Here is a 19,224-nt window from a genome sequence, read left to right as displayed (position 1 = left end):
GAATAAGAATGTGGATTATTTTCGCCAGTAGAACCAGCAAGATAGGGGTAGTGAATTTTTCGGGAGCTGCTGTGAAGGAAAGTGCGGAGTTGCATCCCAGTCAGTCTCAGATAAATATTTGTGAGAAGGACGAACTGGTGGTGCATGCTCCTGAGGAAATGGTTGCCGTCGCCTTGCAGACTGTAGGCCAGTCCCCGGTTTATGGCAGCAGAGTTGACTGCCTGAAGGAGGGACTGTTAGCTGGTTCATACACTGCGGTGAGTATTCAGCGGCGGTTGTTTTCTACACGCACGTTCATGCTCACCATTTGAACGAAATGCTGGCGCTGGTGCTGAGTTATCTGTGCCTGCCCACAGGTGCGAAATTCATTATCGACACCGAAGGGTATTAAGACGTCTGAATAGCTGCATCCAGCTCCCAAGTCAATGGAGTGACAACATGAAAGACGTTATCCGCTTGGGCGACTCCACCACTCATGGTGGCAAGGTGCTCGAAGCATTCTCCCATACTGACCTCAACGGCAAGGCCATTGCTGGCGTCGGTCACAAGGTCAGCTGCCCAGTTTGCAAAGGTGTCTTCCCTATTGCTGAAGGCAGCAGCACCTACACCGTTGATGGTACGCCCATCGCTCTGGACGGCATGAAAACCGCCTGCGGTGCCGCGCTAATTGCAAGCGGCCCGAAAGGCGCAGTGGTCAGCTGATCCATCCGATTTCATGCTTGGCTCTATTGCCACTTGGTGCGACTAACAGTCTGCATTTCGAGTAGGCGATATGCAGACTGATTATCGATGTTTTCGATCACTTGCCTGCCATGAAAGACAGGACACCGTTTCCCCCTTACGATAAGGGATAGGCAAACGGTTATGTTTATGACTAACAGCAACGATAAGAGTGGGGAGCTTTTGGGCCAGGAGCGGCGGCGCCGCTGGAGCCCAGAGCAAAAACTGACCATGGTTCGCGAGAGTCTTGAGCCAGGGCAAAGCGTTTCGGTGGTGGCTCGGCGTAACGGCATCAATGCCAACCAGTTGTTCCTGTGGCGCAAGCTTTACCAGGACGGCAGCCTGTCGGCGGTCAGTGCAGGCGAAGCCGTGGTGCCTGCCTCCGAGCTGAGCGATGCGCTCAAGCAAATCCGTGAGCTGCAACGGATGCTGGGCAAGAAAACGATGGAAGCGGAAATCCTCAAAGAGGCCGTGGAGATCGCCCGGTCGCGAAAGTGGATTGCGCACTCACCCTTGTTGCCGGGGGACGACCAGTGAAGTTGGTCAGCGAATGTCTCGGTGTGGCGCGCTCGCAATTAACGGTTCGAATCAAGCAATCGGTATCGCCCAAGACACGGCGAAGCAGGCCTGTGAACGATGTAGAGCTGGTCGCTGAAATCCAGCAAGAGGTCAGCGAACTGCCCAGCTATGGATACCGTCGCGTCTGGGGACTGCTGCGTCGTGCACGTGAAAAACGGTCGCTGCCGGCGGTCAACGTGAAACGGGTTTACCGGGTGATGCGTGACCACAACCTTTTGCTTGAACGCCGGATCAAACAGCCCGGCGTGCCCCGTCGGCACGAAGGCCGTATTGCCGTGGAAAACAGCGATACGCGTTGGTGCTCGGACGGCTTTGAGTTCCGCTGCGAGGACGGCGCGAAACTGAGCGTGACCTTCGCCCTCGATTGCTGTGATCGCGAAGCCATAGGCTGGGTGGCAAGCCCGACCGGGTACAGCGGCGATGATATCCGCGACTTGATGCTGGAAAGCGTGGAGAAGCGTTTTGGTGATCAACTACCCACCACGCCAGTTCAATGGCTAAGCGACAACGGCTCGGCGTACACCGCCGAACAGACACGCCTGTTTGCTCGACAGATCGGCTTGCAACCGGTGACCACCCCAGTACGCAGCCCACAGAGCAACGGCATGGCCGAGAGCTTCGTGAAGACGATCAAGCGTGATTACGTGGTGCACATGCCCAAGCCGGATCGCGAAACGGCGCTGCGCAACCTGACCATTGCCTTCGAGCATTACAACGAGCAGCATCCGCACAGCGCCTTGAACTATCGTTCACCGAGGGAATTCAGGCGCTTGGCGGCAGCATCAATTTAACGGGGAGTTGGTGTCCGGTTTGGTAGGGGCAAGTCCAACGACCAATTGGCACATTTCTGCCTAATCCACGCAGGGTGAGTTCGGCGTACGCTTACATGGAGGTGTCTAGAAACTAGGGCCGATTCAGCAGAATTTTAATGCTCACTCGGCGTCTATGAGGTGTCTGATCTGATCGACCACTCTGATCAGCGAAAGCTTGTCCTCTTTTCGGATAGCTTCAGATAACAAACGATCAGCAATCATCATCGACTGATGGACTTCCTTACGTAGCTCTTCCCCCTGAAGAGTAAGGAACACTAAGGTTTGACGTCGGTTCGACGGTAGGACTTCTCGTCTGATCAGGCTGCTGCCCTCCATGCGCTTTAGCAGCCCGGACACTGCCGAGATGTCTATTTCAAGCTGATGCGCAATATCTCCCACCAGAATGCCCTTATCCGTTTGGCAAAGCTCCAGAAGGTAGCTCTGCTGTGCGGATATACCTTCAGGCAGGTACTTTCTGTAGAACTCAGAAATGCCTCGCCATCCACGATAGAAGTTGAAGCAAAACAGGTTGCGTAGTACGGGTTCAGCATTGCTGTTACGTGCCACTATTCGTACCTCTGAATGCAGTGGGCGATCGAGCAAAACGCGTTCAAGATGGCCTCATGCCCTGAAAACCATCCTGTAGTTTGTTGTTGCCACGCGTAAAGCAGGGCAGAGCTAAAAACGGGCTGCCAATATGATCAAAACGCATAGGATAGCCCAACGGACAGGTACCTTGCTCGGTACATACCACCGCTGTTGAGCAGCAGACTCAGTTGCTCATCAAGGCGCCGGCTGCCCTGAACTTTCAGACCCCATAAGCCACTTTGGCGATCCCTCACGGTGGATACCAGCAGGTTGGTGTCCGCGACGTCGTTGGCAATCCATCGGACTCCCAGCATCTCGCCGCATGACGCAATGATGCTGTCGCATCGGGTGTCGGTCAGGTGCTCGTACAGCAGGGATAGGTCACTGGCACCATTGAAGGCCGACACCCAGGTATATTCGAAGCCCGAGACACTGGCCCGATCAACCCCGTACTCACTGTCCTGAAGCAACGCTTCAAGCTTCAACAGCCAGGCGCCCAGGGTGACTTGGGTGTCGACGGCGAGCCTGTCCACCTCAGGGTACGCCGGGTCGAAGCTGGAAGGTGAGTGCCCCGCGTAGGGGTCGCGGCTGTGACCCCGAAAGTAACTGAGGCCAATATCCGCAGGGCCGGCTACCTGGGTGGCGCGCACGGCAAAGTCGGTCTGCCCGGAGCAGCGCAGTGGCGTGAAGAGGTCCTGCTCATAGGCAGGGTCCTGCGCGCCATGTTCACCGAAGATCAGCGCGTCCGGACGCTCGCGATAGCAGGGTAGGACATACAACGTCATGTTTTGCCCCAGGCCGCGATAGCCCACCGAGGCCATAGGTTGTGAGAGGCGAGCGTCTCCATCTGGGTCGAACCTGAGGTCAACCTGATTCACCACGTCGACCAGATGCCGGGACTCGGTGACCCCCCAAAACACCCGGCTTAGTCCGACCCCCAGTTGCCAGGGCCCCGGTCGGTAGGACAACGAAAACTCGCGCAGGTCCGCGGCGTCGTATCGGTCCAGCCCCGCCCACTGTAATTCCACCTCCATGTCCAACGACATCTGCTCGAGCAGTGGTTCATGGCGATCCCACTTGAACTGCAGACCTGCAAAAGACGTGCGCGCCGGCTCGTAGCCATTGCCCTGGAATGTCAGCTTGTACTGCTCCTCTGTGCTGCTTGCGCAGGGGCTCAAGGTGATTGTCAGGCAAGCCAGCAGCAGTCCTCGGCTAAATCGCGACAGTGGATACGCCATGAGCTACGCGCCTGGTCAGAGAAGTCTTCAGGCCATTGCGAGTCCGTAGAACGAATGCCGGTTCAATTTCAGGCAAGTGTTCCGGGCGCACATTGAGCTCGTAGTTTGTCAGCACCTGCCGGAGCAGCGCCTTCAATTGCAAGTGTGCCAAGCCGATGCCAATGCACTTCATCCGTCCGCCGCCAAAGGGAAAGAAGGCGTACTTGGGACGGCTGGGCGCCGTCGCCGCAAAATGCTCGGGATGGTAGTCCAGAGGCCGCTCCCAGAAGGATGGGTCACGGTGAGTCACCCAAGGACTCATGATGATGTTGGTGCCTCCCGGCACCCGTTGGCCACCGAGTACGCATGGTTGGGCGGCTTTGCGATCGATTAGCCACAGCGGTGGCGACAGGCGCATGGATTCGTTAAAGCATTGTTCCAGCACGGGCGTGTCTTTCAGGTCGAGCCGGCTGCTGGTGGCGACTGAATTCAATTCATCGCGTACCGCCTGCTGCCAGCTCGGGTATTTGGCAAGATCGCCCAAGGTCCACATCATGGCTGAGGCGACGGTATCGAAGCCGGCCAGGAACACGCCCATGATTTCCCGCAGGATGAGCTGATCATCGAGGGCCTGGCCTTGTTCATCGCGGTAGTCGATCAAGTCGCCAAGGAAACCGCCAGCGGCTGCGTCGGTACTGCTGCGATGCTGGGCAATGATTTCCAGCAGGACCGTGGCGATCTGCCCGGCGGCGTTGTGCAGCCGGCGGTTGTTCGGCGTCGGCAACCAATCGGGAAGCGGAACCGGCGAGGACAGACGGATATTCATGTAGCGCAGGCTCAGGGTCCAGCCGTGCGAGATGCGCGCAATAGCCTGGGCGCCGATGCGGTGTCCGAAGAGAAACTGGGTCAGCACGTCCATGGCGTACTCGACCATTTCGTGTTGCAGGTCGATGTCGCCGTTGTGGTCCACGCGATTGGACCAGTCGGCCACGCGTTCGTGAGCCAGGGCGTCGACATTCAGCGCGAGCTCACGCAGGCGCGGCAGGGCAAACGACGGGATGACCGCCTTGCGCTGCTCCTTCCACTTCTGGCCGTCGGCGATGATCATGCTGCCACCCGCCAGGGGGCCGAAGGCCGCGGCGATATCGCTGCGACCGAAGTTTTCGCCCTGGAAAATGGTATCGAGATCGGCCGGGTCGAAGGCCAGGCAGAAGGAAGCCCCAAAACCGACGGGCAATCGTACGAGGGTACCGTAGCGCTGCCGACACTCGTTCAAGAGTGCCAGCGGTTCGTTACGAAACCGCTCAGAGCAGCCGAAAAGCATATGCCCGCGAGGGCCTAGCGCAAAAGCGTTCATCCTATCGTCCTTGATTGCAGCTTTAGGCGGCTTGGATCGGTGCCATGGCGAAGGCGCCACCGAATACCGCGCTGGAAGCCGCAGTCCGATTGCGGTAGTCGGGGTCTTGCATCAGTTGGCCCACGGCGTCCGCCGACGGGAATTCGATGATCTCGAAGCCGTCGAAGGACCACTGCTCACCACGCTCTGTGACAGCGCTGATCACCACGTGCCCACCGTGGCGGGTCAGGGCTGGTTCGCGGTCGGCGACATACTTGGCCAGGGCATCGGCGTTGTCTGAGGCATTAGGTGCCTGGAACTGAAAGGCCACCAGCATGGTGGGGCCCTGGACTTCGGCCCAGCGCGCGAGATCCTGTTTGACGCCTGTCACGTGAACCCCCGGTTGCCCGTCCGCCGCAGGGGAAAGTTGCAGGCGACGCACTTCCAGTTCCCCAAACATCGGTTGGGAAACCCGACCGTCCAGCACTACAGCCGATGCCGCGGTGGGCTGATTTGCTTCGCTGATTACGTTCAGCTTCATGTCTTGCTCCTTTATATGACGTCATATTTGACGTAAAAAAACTACAAGCTAAATGTTTGCACGTCAACTGTTGACGTAAAAGATGTTGTTCTATAGCTTGCGCACCGTCGATCACATGGCCCTTTTGGAACGGATGTCAAAATGATGAGAACGATAGTGTCAGGTGTAGTGCGCTTGCGATGGGGGTTCCTGCTGCTGTTTCTAGGGCTGGCATATCTGGCCAGCCTGGGGCAGAGCCGACTCGGCTTCAGTACCGATTACCGGGTGTATCTTGCCCCGGACAACCCGGAGCTGATGGCGCAGGAGCAGATGCAGGCGACCTTTGACCGGTCGGACAACCTGTTCATTGTGGTGGCGCCGGAGTCGGGCGACGTGTTCAGCCAGTCGTCCCTTGAAGCGCTGCAATGGATCACCCAGCGCGCCTGGCAGACACCTTATTCGGTGCGGGTGGATTCCCTCAGTAACTTCCAGAATATCGACGCCGACGCGGACAACATCCAGGTCGCCGATCTGGTGCGTGATGCCGCTGCCCTGAACGAGCAGCAGCGTCAGCGGGTCCGCACCATCGCCTTGTCAGAGCCGCAGCTGGTGGGCCGCTTGGTGTCCAAAGCCGGCAGCGTCGCCGCGGTCAATGTGGTGTATCACCTGGCCGGGGTTTCTCCTTATGAGAATAGCGAGGTGGTGAGCTTCGCCCGTCAGCTGGCTGAGGAGGCGCAAGCCAAGTTTCCCGGGATCAAAGTGCACCTGACGGGCATGGCGATGTACAACAACGCCTTCCTAGAAGCCGCCTTGGGTGACGCCGCCAACCTGACCCCTTGGGTCTATCTGGTGATCCTGATCGCCGCGCTGATCATGCTGCGCAGCGTGCTGGCCACAGTGGCAGCGGTGGCGGTGGTGTATCTGGCCATGACCAGCGCCGAGGGCATCGCGGGCTGGCTGGGCATGAGCCTGACGTCGCTCTCGGCGTCTGCGCCGCTGGTGATTCTGATGATCGCCGTGGCGGACTCGGTACATGTGCTGTCGGTCACCCTGATGCATCTGCGCAAGGGTGCTACCCGGTTGGATGCATTGCGTGAAGCGCTGCACGAAACCCTTGTGCCGGTCACCGTGACCAGTCTGACCACCGCGGTGGCTTTCCTGTCCCTGAACTTCAGCGAGATCCCGCCTTTCCGTGACCTGGGCAACATCGTCTCGATCGGCATCGCCCTGGCCTGGTTGTTCACCCTGTTTCTGCTGCCGGGCCTGGTTGCGCTGCTGCCACTCAAGCCCAGCGCCAAAGGTGATCCGCTTGAACATGCAATGACCCGCTTCGGCACTTGGGTACAATCACGCTCGCGGATGTTGATGTGGCTAAGCATCCCTGTAGTAGTGGTGCTGGCCTCGTTGGCCGGGCGCAATGAGCTCAATGACCAGTATCTGCGCTGGTTCAGCCCGGAGACTGCTTTCCGGCAGGCCAATGACTACACCGAGCAGAACCTCACCGGTCTTTACACCATCGAGTATGCGCTCAAGTCCAAATCAAGCAGCGGCGTGAATGACCCGGTCTTTCTGGCTCAGGTGGAAGCCTATACCACCTGGTTGCGCCAACAGTCGGAAGTCGCCCATGTCAGTTCGCTCTCGGACGTGGTCAAGCGAGTCAACCGTAGCCTGACCACTGGCACCGAGGAAGCTTATCGGCTGCCGGAAAGCACCGAAGTGGCGGCGCAGAGCCTGCTGCTGTACGAGCAGTCCTTACCTTATGGCCTTGACCTGAACAACCAGATCGATGTCAGCCGTACGGTCACCCGGAGCGTGGTGGCCCTGCACGAACTGAGTACCCGGCAGATGCTCGACTTCGAGCGTCGCTCGATGTCGTGGCTGGCCAGCAACGCGCCGGGAATCGAAGCCAAGGCCGCCAGCACCACATTGATCTTCGCCCACATCGGCCAGCGCAATATCGAGAGCATGATGTGGGGGATCATCGCCTCGGCGGCGGTGGTTGCGTTCTTGCTGATGCTGCTGTTCCGCTCCTGGAAACTGGGCCTGCTGTCCATGGTGCCGAACGTAATTCCGGCAGCCATGGCCCTGGGTATCTGGTGGCTCTGCGTTGGGCAGGTTGGGTTCTCGGTGGCCATCGTCGCCTCCATGACCCTGGGGGTGGTGGTCGATGACACCATCCACTTTATGTACGCGGTGTTGCAGCGGGTCAAGTCCCACGGCCAGACGGTGGGTGAAGCGGTTGGCGAGGCTTTCGCCAGCACGGCACCGGCCTTGTTGGTGACCTCGCTGACCTTGACGGCCGGGTTCCTGGTCCAGGCAACATCCGAGTTCGCCTTGAACCAGGAAATGGGGCTGATGACCGCCCTGACATTAGTGATTGCTCTGCTGGCGGATTTTTTCCTGCTGCCAGGGTTGCTTGAACTGACATTGGAGAAGAAGCGTGAAAGGACTGAAGAGCGTGAAGTACCTGGCGATGCTGTTCTGCCTCGTTGAGATGAGCGTGGCCGTGGCGGATGAGAAAGGTCAGGAGATCGCCAGGCAGGCGGACCAGCACAACATCGGCTGGAAGGACATGTCGGCGGATCTGCAAATGGAATTGCGTAATGCCTACGGCGCGGTAAGTACCCGTGAGTTGGCGGTGCAGTTTTTTGAAGTGCATGCCGATGGCGACAAGAGCCTGGTGCGTTTTCTGAGTCCGGCGGACGTGCGTGGCACCACCTTACTGACCCACGCCCATAGTCTGACCTCGGATGATCAGTGGCAGTTTTTCCCGTCGCTGCGTCGGGTCAAACGGATTGCTTCGGAGAACAAGTCAGGCCCATTTATGGGCAGTGAGTTCGCCTACGAGGACATGGCCAGTTGGGAACTCGATAAGTATCAGTACCAGTATCTGGGGGACGAGGTAGTCGATGGGTTGGACGCGTACAAGCTGGAAATGACCCCAGCTTACCCGCGCTCCGGCTACACCCGTCAGGTCACCTGGCTCGACAAACAGTATTACCGGCCGCTCAAGGTCGAATACTACGACCGCAAGAATGCGCTGCTCAAAACCCAGACCTACAGCGGTTATGGTGTTTACCTGGACCGCTACTGGCGGGCCAGCGAGATGCGAATGGTCAACCACCAGACCGGCAAGCAGACATGGATGCGCTGGAGCAACTACCGCTTTGGCAATGGCTACAACGAGCTGACATTTGATAAGAGCAGCCTCGACGCTCAGCGTTGATTCAAGGGAGATGTCATGGACTTCAAGGATTATTTCGACCATCCGCTCGGCGTCGAGTTGGGCGGTCGCGCTGCCGCGCTGCTAACGAGCTTCGATCAGCAGCGCTACAGCGCGTCATTGCCTACGGACCTGCGACCGCTGGAGATGAAGGCCCGGGTCAAGGCCATGGCCAACGCCCTCTGGGATGGTTTGGGCCTGGAGTTTGTGCCGGCGGCCCAGGTACTGGTTCGCATGCTTGACCCGATCCCCGGGACCCGCTTTGGTCGCATGACCGGGTTCCCGGTGTGGGTGATCGCCGATATTTTCGAAACCCGCGGTCTTGAGCACTTTGAGCCCGCCATGCAGGCGATCAAGAAGGTGACTCAGCACTTCACCGGCGAGTTCGCCATCCGGCCTTATCTGGATGCCTACCTGGAGCCTACATTGCAGGTGCTGGCCGGCTGGGTCAGCGATGACAGCCCCGACGTGCGCAGGCTGGTTTCCGAGGGCACGCGTCCGCGCCTGCCGTGGGCCTCCCGGGTCCCGAGCCTGTTGGTTGACCCAGCACCGGTCCTGGCCCTACTGGAGCGTCTGCGCAATGATCGCAGCGAGTATGTACGCCGCTCGGTGGCCAACAACCTCAATGACATCAGCAAGGACCATCCCAGCGCCGTGCTCGATGTGCTGGAGCGTTGGCAGGTCGAGGAGCGTGGGCCGCACACCGATTGGGTCATCCGCCATTCGCTGCGTACCCTGGCGCGGCGCGGTGACAGCCGTGCGCTGGAGCTGCTTGGGTATTCCATGGCCGCGCCGGTGCAGGTCAAGCGCTTCCAGGTCGGACCTTCGCAGATCAAGCCAGGGGAGCGTATTTCCCTGGATTGCGATATCCAGATCGACAGCACCAGCGAGCATGGGCTGATGGTCGACTACGCGATTCTCGCACCGGGTGCCCGAGGCCAGATCAACCGCCGGGTGTTCAAGTGGAGCAAGCGCCAGAAGCTGGTCAAGGGTTCGGTGAAGCTGCAGCGCGATCACAGTATCGAAAGCAGTTCGCTGAGAAGTTACTACCCTGGCGCACACGAGGTGCATCTGATCATCAACGGGCAAGTCGTGGCCCAAGGCTCTTTCGAGCTGGGCGTTTAATCACTACATCAGTTGGACAGGGAGGTTGATATGGCAGTACCACCAATGGCCGGGAAGGTCCTGGATCCCGTGAGTCTGGCGCTCTATGGCTTCATGGGCAGCGCAATTCTACTGCAGGGGCATCGACTAGGGGTTTTCCAGGCCCTTGCCAGCGCTGACGTGGGCTCCGGGGCAGACGCTCTGGCACAAACCCTGGCGCTGGATGGCTCCACATTGGAGCGGTTTTTGCGCGGCGCTATTGCTTGGGGGCTGGTCGAGGAACAAGCGGGTGGCTATCGACTGTCGGCGTCCGCCCGTGGCGCGCTGGATCCTCAGTCGTCGCAGTATCTGGGGCCTTTGCTCGAACACTTCGACAGCAACACTCTGCCGCTGTTTCGCCACCTTGGCGATGCCGTGGGCAGCGGCCAGGCGCAATGGTCGAAACTGGCGCAAGACGCGTCGGCACCCTTCGATTACCTGCTGGCCGAGGACCGTGGCGCGGCGTTCCATGATGCGATGTGGAACCTCAGCCGCGAGCCTTCAGCAGAGTTGGTGAAGCTGGGGGTGCTGGGCGACGCGTCGAGCCTGGTCGACTTGGGGGGCGGCATAGGTACCTTCGCCATCGCCGCCGCACAACAGCATGCCGAGCTCAGGGCGGTGGTGTTCGACCTGCCTGCCGTGGAGCCCCATTGCCTGGCGCGGATCAGCGGGGTGGGGCTGGCCTCAAGGGTCAGCTTTGCGCCGGGTGACTTCTGGTCCGGTGAGCTGCCCCACGCGGATGCCTACTCACTGGGGTTCATTCTCTCTGACTGGAATGACGAGCAATCTCTGCAGCTGCTGCGCCGGGTTCGCCAGACGCTGAATCCCGGAGGGCGAGTTCTGGTACTCGATCGCTTGTTGGAAGCGTCAGGCGCCGAGCCGTTTGCCGCGGTCATGCAGGACCTGGCGATGCTCCTGGAAACCGGCGGGCAACATCGCACGGCGGCTCAGTTTCAGGCGCTGTTGCATGAAGCTGGTTTTACTCGCACCCAAGTGATCAGATCCAACGGTGAGAAACATGCGGTTATTGGATATCTATAACTCCAAGCCGGTTTAACTTTGATGTAAGTCTGTGGCTATCAGGCCAGTTTTACTGTTGATCTGCCCAACTCATTAATTCCGCACTGTAACAGCGTGGACGTCTACGTGCGCGCTGTTCTGGTCAATAAGTGAAACATAAGGAGAGCTTCAAATGTCCGCTGAGAAGACGTATGGATACTTGGTTGTTGGCGCTGGCCCGGGAGGGCTGCAGGCCGGTTATTGCTTACAACAACAAGGGCGTGATTATCTGATTGTTGAGAGCGGTGGTCGCGCGGGCACATCATTTGAACGATTTCCGCGGCATAGAAAGTTGATCTCAATCAATAAAGTCCATACCGGTTATTCTGATCCTGAAATTAACTTGCGTTGGGATTGGAACTCGCTGTTAAGCAGCGAAAGCACCGCGGCACGGTTCACCGACTACAGCCAGCGCTATTTTCCCGATGCCGATGACATGCCGCGTTATTTGGACGGTTTTGCCAAAGAGCATCAGCTTAATGTGCGTACCGATAGCTCAGTAGTGAACGTACGTCGTGACCAGGACTTTATCGTCACCTTGTCCACGGGCGAGGAGCTGCGGGCCCGTGTGCTGATCGTCGCCACCGGCGTGCAACTGCCTTGGCTGCCGGACATCGAGGGGATCGAGCACGTCGAGCACTATGTCGATATGGACATCGACCCGGTGCCGTTGACCAACAAGAAAGTGCTGATCCTAGGCAAGGGCAACTCGGGCTTCGAGACCGCCGACGCACTGATCGAGCATGCGGCGATGATCCATGTGGCGAGTCCAAATCCATTGCGTATGGCCTGGTCGACTCACTACGTCGGGCATGTGCGGGCGGTCAACAACAACCTGCTCGACACGTACCAGCTTAAATCGCAGAACGCGATTCTCGACGCTAAACTGCATCGCATCGAGCGTGAGGGTGACAAGTTCAAGGCCTACTTCAGTTACGAGCACGCCGAGGGTGAGCAGGAAGTCATCGAATACGATCGCGTTATTGCCTGTACCGGCTTTCGCTTTGATGATTCGATGTTCGACGAGTCTTGCCGCCCTGAGCTGTGCTCCATGGGCCGATTGCCCGCGCAGCAGGTGGATTGGCAGTCAAAGAATATTCCAGACCTTTACTTTGCCGGCACCTTGATGCAGTACCTCGACTACAAGAAGTACATGTCGGGGTTCATTCACGGTTTCCGTTACAACGTGCGCACTCTGTGCCAGTTGCTGTTGGAGCGCTACGACGGAGTCGCCCTGCCGCAGGCTACCCATGAGTTGCAGGTGGCGCCGGCATGCGAGCGCATCATCGAGCGGGTCAATCAGTCCTCGGCCCTCTGGCAGCAACCAGGCTTCCTGCAAGATGTGATGCTGATAGACCGGCAACAACAGCGCTTGAAATGGCATCTTGAATTGCCCCAGGACTACGTCGCACAACGCTTTGCCGCTGATGAGTACATGACACTGACCTTGGAGTTTGGTCAGCGCAAGTTTGACAACCCTTTCAATGTTTCGCGTATTGCCAGAGAGAACGTCAAACGCGCCGAAGATTCAAACTTTCTACACCCGATTATCCGGCATTACCACGGCGGAGAGTTGCTGGCGGAGCATCACATTATTGAAGACTTGGCCGCTGAGTGGCGCGAAGCGGAACACATCGAACCACTATCGGAGTTCCTGCGGCAGCAATTGCTAGTAGAGCAAATCGCTCCAGTTTTTGAAGCTCCGAAACTGTGGAACGTGATTTCGACATTTTAAAAGGATTTAATAATGAACTTCGTAGACTTTCATATTCATGCTGGAAGATTCTCGCTGCTGCGTGACGACATTCAAGGGCTATTGACCAAATTTCCTTTTGAGGAAGGGGTCGATGTTCGTGAGATATTTTCCAATCCATTGGCGTTGAAGGCTTATCTTCAAGAGCGCGGGGTGGCACGTGCGGTGATCCTCGCAGAGTGCGGGCCGGGGACCAACTTTTCCATCGACAGCCAGTTGATTCTGGACTTCTGCGGCAGCGATCCTTTCTTTGTACCGTTCGGCAATATCAATCCGCTGCACCACGCTGATCCACTCCAAGAGTGGCACAAGGATTTCGAGCGGGGGATCAAGGGCTACAAGTTCTACCCCGCCGACCATGGGTTTGATCCGTACCTCGACTCGATGATGGCGGTCTATGAAATGTGTGCTGAAGTCGGCCAGCCCATCATGTTCCACACCGGCCTGACTGCGCAGCGCGACACCGAGCAGAAGTTCATCCGGCCTGGGGATTTTCGCCGCCTGGTGGAAACCTTCCCACGGCTCAAGGTGATCTTTGCACACGGCGGCAAGCCGACCTGGTACGACGAGGCGCTTGAGATGGCCTGTCGTTATCCGGGGGTGTACCTGGATACCGCCCTGGTCCCGCCTGAGGTGCTGGTGGACTGGCTGCACGAGCGTCCGGCGGTGCACAGCAAAGTACTTTTCGGCTCCGATCTGCCGGTGTGCGGTAGCTACTCGGCGGTGTGCCAGAAGATTCTCGGCGCCGGCCTTGATCGCGAACTACTGCAAGCGGTGCTCAGTGGAAACGCCAATCAAGTGTTGGCCGGATAAGGGGAACTCCATGTACGAGGCCTATTATCCGCTGACCTATTACTTCTACCCACTGCTGGGGGACGCTGTACATCAGCGTCTGCCCCAGGTCTTCGAGCGTCCGGTGGCCGCAGGGGTGGAAACCCTGCTCTATGTGCATATTCCGTACTGCCAGGACATGTGCAGGTTCTGCCCGTTTCATGTGCGGGTCGACAAGGACACCGCTGTCTATGAGCGCTACACCAACGCCCTGTGCCAGGACATCCGCACTGAGGCGGCCAGCGTGCGTGGCCGCTCCAGCGAACTGCGGGCTGTGTATTTCGGTGGCGGCTCGCCTTCGGTGCTGTCGCCCGAGCAACTGCAGCGAATTTTCAACACTATCAGAGAGTGTTTCAGCCTCAGCGCCGATGCCGAGATTTCCTTTGAAGGCGAGCCCAAGACCTTGGGCGATCCCTACCGGCTCGAGGTACTCAAGAACGAAGGCGTGCAGCGCATCAGCTTCGGCCTGCAGACTTACGATCCGATGTTGCGCAAGCACTTCAACATCGCCGCCACCCTAGACGATGTGGCCAATGTCCGCGAGCAGGGACGGCGTTTCGGCTTCGACGAAATCAATGTCGACATGATGTACAACCTGCCGGGCCAGACCTTGGCCTCCCTAGACCGTGACCTGACACGGCTGATCGACGACGGTTTTGACAGCGTCGATTACTACAATCTGCACTACTTCGCGTTCCCGCCGAAGTTCAAGCGCCAGATGGACGAGGGCAGCATTCCAGCCAAGCCTTCGGAGAAAATTATGCTCGCGCTGTTCGAGCAGTTGCGCCACCGCTTGGCCGAGGCTGGCTATGCCAATGTCGCCGATCAGATTTACACCCGTAAGGCGAAGGTCTGTGAGTACTTCCGCCTGCTCTGGGGCGGTGGCAATGGTGAGCATCGTGCCGAAACACTGGCCGTAGGCTCCTCGGCTCGAGGTTATGTGGACGGCTTCAGCTACATGAAGCACAGCAACGTCAACAAGTATATGGACGCCATCGAACAGGGGCTGCCGAGCATCGAGAAAAGCTCGGTGGCGCTGGACCGTCCGGAGAACCGTGGTGCGGTGATGTTTCCCAAGTTCCTACGCCTGGACAAGTCCAGCGAGCGTGCGTTGGCCACGGTCAATCCCGAGCTTATCGCCAGCTGGATCGAACATGGCCTGCTCTCGGAGACCGAGGATGCGTTCGAGGTGTCCCAACGTGGTCGTCTGTGGACCAACAACATGACCACCGACTTGTTCGAAGCCACCCAGCGGCAGGTTGGCGGGCAGGTGCTGACGGTACTGGAGCACAAGCCGGGTGCTCGGACGGGCTCATTCTAAGGAGGGATATTATGTCAGCACATCGTATTGGCGTTATTCATGCCTATCCCAGCCGGAGACTGCTGGATTGTCTGGGCGCCGCGGGTTATCGGGTGGTGTTGATCGGCAACGGACGGTCTCTGGCTGAGCACCCAGCGGTCGAGGCCGTACTGCAGGTGCCCCTGTGGCCGACTGATGCTCTGTTTAGTGCCGTGGCCGAGTACCACGCGGCGCATCCTTTCAGTGCCCTGCTGCCTGTCAATGAGGGCGCGGTAGTGGCAACCGCGCAGTTGTCCGAATGTCTGGGCCTGCCGGGCATGTCGGTGGCCACTGCTGCCTGCAGTCGCAATAAGTACTTGGCCACACTGTTGTGGGAAGCACAGGGCGTACCGGTGCCGGCGACGCTGCCGTTGACCCTGGAAACCCCGTGGGAGCAGGTCTGCCAGCGGTTAGGGTCACGGGTGGTGGTCAAGCTTAGCGACTCGATGAACAGCCAGGGAGTGATTGCGGTCAGTGATGCATATCAGTACCGGCAAGCCCTTGCGGCACTGCATGAGCTGATCCAGCAGACCACCGATGTCGATCCCCTCAAGGACCGCAATCGCTTTGCCTACGGTCACAGCAGCCTTCAATTGATTGCCCAGAGCTTTTGCGAAGGGCGGGAGGTCAGCGTCGATCTGTTGCTGCGGCCCGACGGCACGGATCAGGTCCTGGCGGTGCTGGAGAAAGAAGGCGGGCAAGGGCCTTACTTTGCTGAATCGGCTTCTGTCTGGCCCACCTCGCTGGGGGCCGAACAGGAGCATTCGATTGGTCAGCTTGCGCTGCGCGCTGCGCGGGCGCTAGGTCTGACCCAGGGCGCCGCACACGTCGAAATCCGCTATCAGCATGGCGTGCCCCGGGTACTTGAAGCGGGGTTGCGTCCTGGGGGCGGCTTCACCGCGCAGACCATCGAGCTGTTGAGCGGGGTTGACGTGTATGCCGCTCAGGTCCGCCTACTTCTGGAACAGGTGCCGTTGCCCACGGCGGTGGGCGAGTGTGGTGCGGTGCTGTTTGGCGGTGTGGTGATCGAAACCAGCGGGACCTTGCTCGCTGTCGAAGGCATGCAGGTCTTTGAGCAACTGGCGGAGTTGCGCGAGCTGGTAGTGCTCGCCCGTCCCGGTGATTGGGTGCAGGCCATGCCCGACTCTGCTCAGCCCCATTACTGTTATTACCTTCTGACGGGGGAGAGTCGTGAGACATTGCTGGAGATTCACCAAGGTATTCAGCAGCAGGTTCGGTTGCAGGTTGCGGTGCAGGAGGTGACTCATGATTGCTGAGCCGCGCGAGTGGGGCGCCAACCCGCAGATCCTCGCCGCGGGCCAGCGGGTGTTGGAGTTGTTTGCCAGCGTCCAGGGCACGCCCGAGCAATTCCCCCTGTGGTACGCGAGCGATTCGATCGCCGCCCGAACCCAGGACCCAGCCTCGATGCCCGAACACGGTCAGTCGTTGGACGATACCCTGGCCCAGGCCGTGGAGTTGATGCAGCAGGGCCTGTGCAACGTCAGCCACCCGTTGTACTTCGGCTATATTTCGCCGCGGCCTCACCCTGCTGCGGTGCTGGGTGACTTCCTCGGCAGTGCGCTGAATCAGACCCCCGGTGCCTGGCGTGCGGGGCCATCGGCGACCATGGTCGAGGTCGAGGTGCTGCACGCCCTGCGTTCGCTGTTTGGTCTCGACCCGGTTGTCGGGCGTTTGCCCGGCGGGGTATTCACCGGGGGCGGTACGCTGGCCAACCTGATCGGGCTCAAGCTGGCCCGCGAGCAGCTGCACCGCCAGCATCCGGAAATGCTTCGGGCCGGCGGCTTGGGGCCACGGATTTACATGTCCCGAGAGGGGCACTTTTCCATCGCCAAGGCCCTGGACGTGCTAGGTTTTGCCGCGGATGCGCTGGTGGAGATCGACACCGATGAGCAGGGCGCCTTGCTTCCGGAGCAACTGGAGCAGCGACTGGCGCACGACGTTGCGCTCGGCTACACGCCGATGTGCCTGATCGGCGTACTGGGCACCACCGCAACCGGGGCGATTGATCCGTTGCGGCGCATCGGCGAGCTAGCTCGCCGTTACAACGCCTGGTTCCACATTGACGGTGCTGCCGGGCTGGCGCTGGCGGCGTTGCCCGAGGCCCGGCGTCACATGCAGGGGTTGAGCGACGCCGACTCCATCACCTTCGACCCCTGCAAGTGGATGTTCGCCTCCTTCGGTGTCGGTTGCCTGCTGGTGCGCAACGGCGAGGTGCTTGGCAGCAGTTTCTGGGCTGGTGGACCTTACTGGGAAGAGCGCGGTGAACTCGACACCTTCAAGATGAACCTCTATGGCACTCGCCAATTTCGTTCGCTGGGCGTGTGGTGCCTGCTGCAGCATCTGGGGCTGGAGGGCTATCGGCAACTGCTGAGAAATATGACCGGCGCGACGGCGCACTTGCGGGCGCTGCTGAGCGCCGATCCGGCTTATCGCTTGATACCCGATCAGCAGATCATGCCGGTGGTTGCCTTTCGGCCTGTGACCGCCAGTGCCGAGTGTGTGACTCGTCTGGTCGCGCTCTGTCAGCAGCGAAACCTAGCTTACCCCAGCGTGCTGGAATGGAAAGGCGAGCGTTATATCCGCGTTGCCATCAGTAACTATCAAACCTCCACGCTGGACGTGGAACGGTTCAAGCAGGCCCTTGACGGGCTGTTGCACGAACTTAGCTTCTCGCCACTCCCTAGGATTTTGTAATGAACAATCCCCACGAAAATTTATTAGTCATTGTGTTGGCAGCTTTGGTCGTCATCATCCTTTGCAGCCAGGTTGCCGGTAAAATCGCTCAGCGTTTTGGGCAACCCATCGCGGTGGGTGAAATCACTGGTGGCATTGTTCTCGGTGCGCTCCTAGGTGGCCTGTGGCCGCAGGGCGGTGCGTATCTGCATGCTAACGCCGGACAGGTGCTGACGGTCATGTCCCAGTTGGGCATCGTGCTGATGATGTTCCAGATCGGCATGGAGTTCGATTTCGGACTGCTGCGCGAGCGTCGTCTCAAGCGTGCCCTGGGCTGGATTACCTTGCTGGGCATTCCGATCCCTTACCTGACCGGGATGTTCTGCGCCTTCATTTATGCCCGCTACTACCCGGTTCCTGATCTGCTCGGGCTGATGCTGGTCTGCGGTATCTCGTTCTCCATCACCGCGCTGCCCATCCTTGGTCGAATCCTCCTGGAACGGAACATGGAAAACAGCGAGACCGGGGTGACCGCGATTGCCGCCGCTGGGATCAACGACCTGATTGGCTGGATTGCCCTGGGCGCAGTGGTGGTGTTCACCAGCGGTCAAGGCGCGGCGCAAACGCTGCTGAAACTGGCGGCTATTGCGCTGTTCTTGGTGGTGTTCTTCCGCTGTGTGCGTCCTTGGCTGGTCAAACGCTTGCAAGCTGATACTCAGCATGCTGCCGTACTGAGCGATGCGCATTTTGGCGCGATCATCGGCGGGGTGTTCGTGACCGCGGTCATCACCGCGTGGTTGGGTGTGTTCGCCATTGTTGGTGGCTTTCTGGTGGGCACCGCGTTGTATCAATGCAAAGCCTTGCTTGAGCAATGGAACCTGCGGATGCGCCCTTTCGTTAACATCGTTTTGGTACCGGTTTTCTTCTTCTATACAGGTATGAAAGTTGAACTTGGATCCATGGTGACTGCTCAGGACATTCTTTTGTGCCTTGCGTGGGTCTTATGCGCCTGCCTAAGCAAAGGGCTGAGTTGCACCCTGGCCGCCAGGCTGGCGGGATTCTCAATGACTGACTCCTTGAGAATCGGCACGTTGTTGAATACGCGTGCCCTTATGGAGTTAGTGGTGCTGAATATCGCCCACAGCCTTGGCTTGATGCCGCCCCAGCTGTTTTCCATCTTGGTCATCATGGCCCTGGTTTCAACGCTGATCACCTCGCCGTTGCTGAATGCCATCCAGAAGTACAGTGGTCGCTCCGTTTCAGCCCAGCCAGTTGGTCAGTATTCCTAGATAATTTAGCGTCGAGGACGACGTCTTGCAGCGCCTCAGGTTAGGCTTCGATAGTCGTGAATTCGGTGTCGATCAAATCATAGAGTGAGCTGAACCAAGCTCAAACTTAGTTTGAGCTTGT

17 protein-coding genes are annotated in these 19,224 nt (G+C 58.9%); 13 read left to right on the top strand and 4 right to left on the bottom strand.

Annotated features, from left to right (window positions below; genetic code table 11):
• Positions 1–8 precede the first annotated feature (8 nt).
• From QMK51_RS28755 to QMK51_RS28745, 3 genes are all read left to right on the top strand, one after another.
• Positions 9–311 (top strand): hypothetical protein, encoded by a 303-nt coding sequence (locus tag QMK51_RS28755; protein WP_320392790.1) that lies wholly within the window; start codon positions 9–11, stop codon positions 309–311.
• Positions 312–438: 127 nt separating this feature from the next.
• Positions 439–702 carry a PAAR domain-containing protein gene (locus QMK51_RS28750; RefSeq protein ID WP_320392789.1) on the top strand — a complete coding sequence of 88 codons (264 nt, stop codon included), beginning with the start codon at positions 439–441 and terminating at the stop codon, positions 700–702.
• Between the two features lie 168 nt (positions 703–870).
• Positions 871–2,090, top strand: a protein-coding gene (locus QMK51_RS28745) for an IS3 family transposase (RefSeq protein WP_413817509.1) whose coding sequence is annotated in 2 segments (ribosomal slippage) — positions 871–1,210 and positions 1,210–2,090 — 1,221 coding nt in all. Because the reading frame shifts where the segments join, the coding sequence is not laid out codon by codon here.
• 141 nt (positions 2,091–2,231) lie between these two features.
• Here QMK51_RS28745 and QMK51_RS28740 read toward each other — a convergent pair.
• From QMK51_RS28740 to QMK51_RS28725, 4 genes are all read right to left on the bottom strand, one after another.
• A complete protein-coding gene (locus QMK51_RS28740) occupies positions 2,232–2,678 on the bottom strand; it encodes a MarR family winged helix-turn-helix transcriptional regulator (protein ID WP_320392787.1) in 447 nt (148 codons plus the stop codon).
• A gap of 134 nt (positions 2,679–2,812) precedes the next feature.
• The gene (locus tag QMK51_RS28735; protein ID WP_320392786.1) at positions 2,813–3,937 is read right to left on the bottom strand and encodes a hypothetical protein; all 1,125 of its coding nucleotides are present in this window, start codon (positions 3,935–3,937) and stop codon (positions 2,813–2,815) included.
• Positions 3,912–5,273 carry a cytochrome P450 gene (locus tag QMK51_RS28730; protein WP_320392785.1) on the bottom strand — a complete coding sequence of 454 codons (1,362 nt, stop codon included), beginning with the start codon at positions 5,271–5,273 and terminating at the stop codon, positions 3,912–3,914. The genes QMK51_RS28735 and QMK51_RS28730 overlap by 26 nt, the downstream gene beginning before the upstream one ends.
• 22 nt (positions 5,274–5,295) lie before the next feature.
• A complete protein-coding gene (locus tag QMK51_RS28725) occupies positions 5,296–5,793 on the bottom strand; it encodes a DUF1330 domain-containing protein (RefSeq protein ID WP_086945965.1) in 498 nt (165 codons plus the stop codon).
• 141 nt (positions 5,794–5,934) lie between these two features.
• Here QMK51_RS28725 and QMK51_RS28720 point away from each other — a divergent pair, with 141 nt between their 5' ends.
• The 10 genes from QMK51_RS28720 to QMK51_RS28675 all read left to right on the top strand — a co-directional run bounded on the left by QMK51_RS28720 (position 5,935) and on the right by QMK51_RS28675 (position 19,103).
• A complete protein-coding gene (locus QMK51_RS28720; protein ID WP_258698314.1) occupies positions 5,935–8,265 on the top strand; it encodes an efflux RND transporter permease subunit in 2,331 nt (776 codons plus the stop codon).
• Entirely contained in the window at positions 8,213–8,998 is a 786-nt protein-coding gene (locus QMK51_RS28715) for an outer membrane lipoprotein-sorting protein (RefSeq protein WP_207238837.1), read from the top strand. The genes QMK51_RS28720 and QMK51_RS28715 overlap by 53 nt, the downstream gene beginning before the upstream one ends.
• A gap of 15 nt (positions 8,999–9,013) precedes the next feature.
• The gene (locus tag QMK51_RS28710; protein WP_320392784.1) at positions 9,014–10,120 is read left to right on the top strand and encodes a hypothetical protein; all 1,107 of its coding nucleotides are present in this window, start codon (positions 9,014–9,016) and stop codon (positions 10,118–10,120) included.
• Positions 10,121–10,150: 30 nt separating this feature from the next.
• Entirely contained in the window at positions 10,151–11,179 is a 1,029-nt protein-coding gene (locus QMK51_RS28705; RefSeq protein WP_320392783.1) for a methyltransferase, read from the top strand.
• A gap of 151 nt (positions 11,180–11,330) precedes the next feature.
• Complete coding sequence (locus QMK51_RS28700; protein ID WP_258698311.1) at positions 11,331–12,932, top strand: NAD(P)-binding domain-containing protein; 1,602 nt, start codon at positions 11,331–11,333, stop codon at positions 12,930–12,932.
• A 12-nt stretch (positions 12,933–12,944) separates the two neighbouring features.
• Entirely contained in the window at positions 12,945–13,763 is an 819-nt protein-coding gene (locus QMK51_RS28695; protein WP_320392782.1) for an amidohydrolase family protein, read from the top strand.
• A gap of 10 nt (positions 13,764–13,773) precedes the next feature.
• Positions 13,774–15,102 carry a coproporphyrinogen-III oxidase family protein gene (locus tag QMK51_RS28690; RefSeq protein ID WP_320392781.1) on the top strand — a complete coding sequence of 443 codons (1,329 nt, stop codon included), beginning with the start codon at positions 13,774–13,776 and terminating at the stop codon, positions 15,100–15,102.
• A gap of 11 nt (positions 15,103–15,113) precedes the next feature.
• The gene (locus QMK51_RS28685; protein WP_320392780.1) at positions 15,114–16,397 is read left to right on the top strand and encodes an ATP-grasp domain-containing protein; all 1,284 of its coding nucleotides are present in this window, start codon (positions 15,114–15,116) and stop codon (positions 16,395–16,397) included.
• On the top strand, positions 16,387–17,835 hold the full coding sequence (locus tag QMK51_RS28680; RefSeq protein ID WP_258698307.1) for a pyridoxal phosphate-dependent decarboxylase family protein: 1,449 nt from the start codon (positions 16,387–16,389) through the stop codon (positions 17,833–17,835). Before QMK51_RS28685 ends, QMK51_RS28680 begins: the two co-directional genes overlap by 11 nt.
• Entirely contained in the window at positions 17,835–19,103 is a 1,269-nt protein-coding gene (locus tag QMK51_RS28675; RefSeq protein ID WP_320392779.1) for a cation:proton antiporter, read from the top strand. The genes QMK51_RS28680 and QMK51_RS28675 overlap by 1 nt, the downstream gene beginning before the upstream one ends.
• Positions 19,104–19,224 lie beyond the last annotated feature (121 nt).

The organism is Pseudomonas sp. P9_31 (assembly GCF_034008235.1).
Classification (GTDB): domain Bacteria; phylum Pseudomonadota; class Gammaproteobacteria; order Pseudomonadales; family Pseudomonadaceae; genus Aquipseudomonas.
The sequence above is the reverse complement of the archived record's forward strand: the minus strand, read 5'-3'. Positions and strand labels throughout refer to the sequence as shown.

Bases quoted from the DNA above. Each gene is read 5' to 3' on its own strand.
- QMK51_RS28755 (WP_320392790.1), top strand. From the start codon at position 9: ATGTGGATTATTTTCGCCAGTAGAACCAGCAAGATAGGGGTAGTGAAT.
- QMK51_RS28750 (WP_320392789.1), top strand. From the start codon at position 439: ATGAAAGACGTTATCCGCTTGGGCGACTCCACCACTCATGGTGGCAAG.
- QMK51_RS28735 (WP_320392786.1), bottom strand. From the start codon at position 3,937: ATGGCGTATCCACTGTCGCGATTTAGCCGAGGACTGCTGCTGGCTTGC.
- QMK51_RS28730 (WP_320392785.1), bottom strand. From the start codon at position 5,273: ATGAACGCTTTTGCGCTAGGCCCTCGCGGGCATATGCTTTTCGGCTGC.
- QMK51_RS28725 (WP_086945965.1), bottom strand. From the start codon at position 5,793: ATGAAGCTGAACGTAATCAGCGAAGCAAATCAGCCCACCGCGGCATCG.
- QMK51_RS28720 (WP_258698314.1), top strand. From the start codon at position 5,935: ATGATGAGAACGATAGTGTCAGGTGTAGTGCGCTTGCGATGGGGGTTC.
- QMK51_RS28710 (WP_320392784.1), top strand. From the start codon at position 9,014: ATGGACTTCAAGGATTATTTCGACCATCCGCTCGGCGTCGAGTTGGGC.
- QMK51_RS28705 (WP_320392783.1), top strand. From the start codon at position 10,151: ATGGCAGTACCACCAATGGCCGGGAAGGTCCTGGATCCCGTGAGTCTG.
- QMK51_RS28700 (WP_258698311.1), top strand. From the start codon at position 11,331: ATGTCCGCTGAGAAGACGTATGGATACTTGGTTGTTGGCGCTGGCCCG.
- QMK51_RS28695 (WP_320392782.1), top strand. From the start codon at position 12,945: ATGAACTTCGTAGACTTTCATATTCATGCTGGAAGATTCTCGCTGCTG.
- QMK51_RS28690 (WP_320392781.1), top strand. From the start codon at position 13,774: ATGTACGAGGCCTATTATCCGCTGACCTATTACTTCTACCCACTGCTG.
- QMK51_RS28685 (WP_320392780.1), top strand. From the start codon at position 15,114: ATGTCAGCACATCGTATTGGCGTTATTCATGCCTATCCCAGCCGGAGA.
- QMK51_RS28680 (WP_258698307.1), top strand. From the start codon at position 16,387: ATGATTGCTGAGCCGCGCGAGTGGGGCGCCAACCCGCAGATCCTCGCC.
- QMK51_RS28675 (WP_320392779.1), top strand. From the start codon at position 17,835: ATGAACAATCCCCACGAAAATTTATTAGTCATTGTGTTGGCAGCTTTG.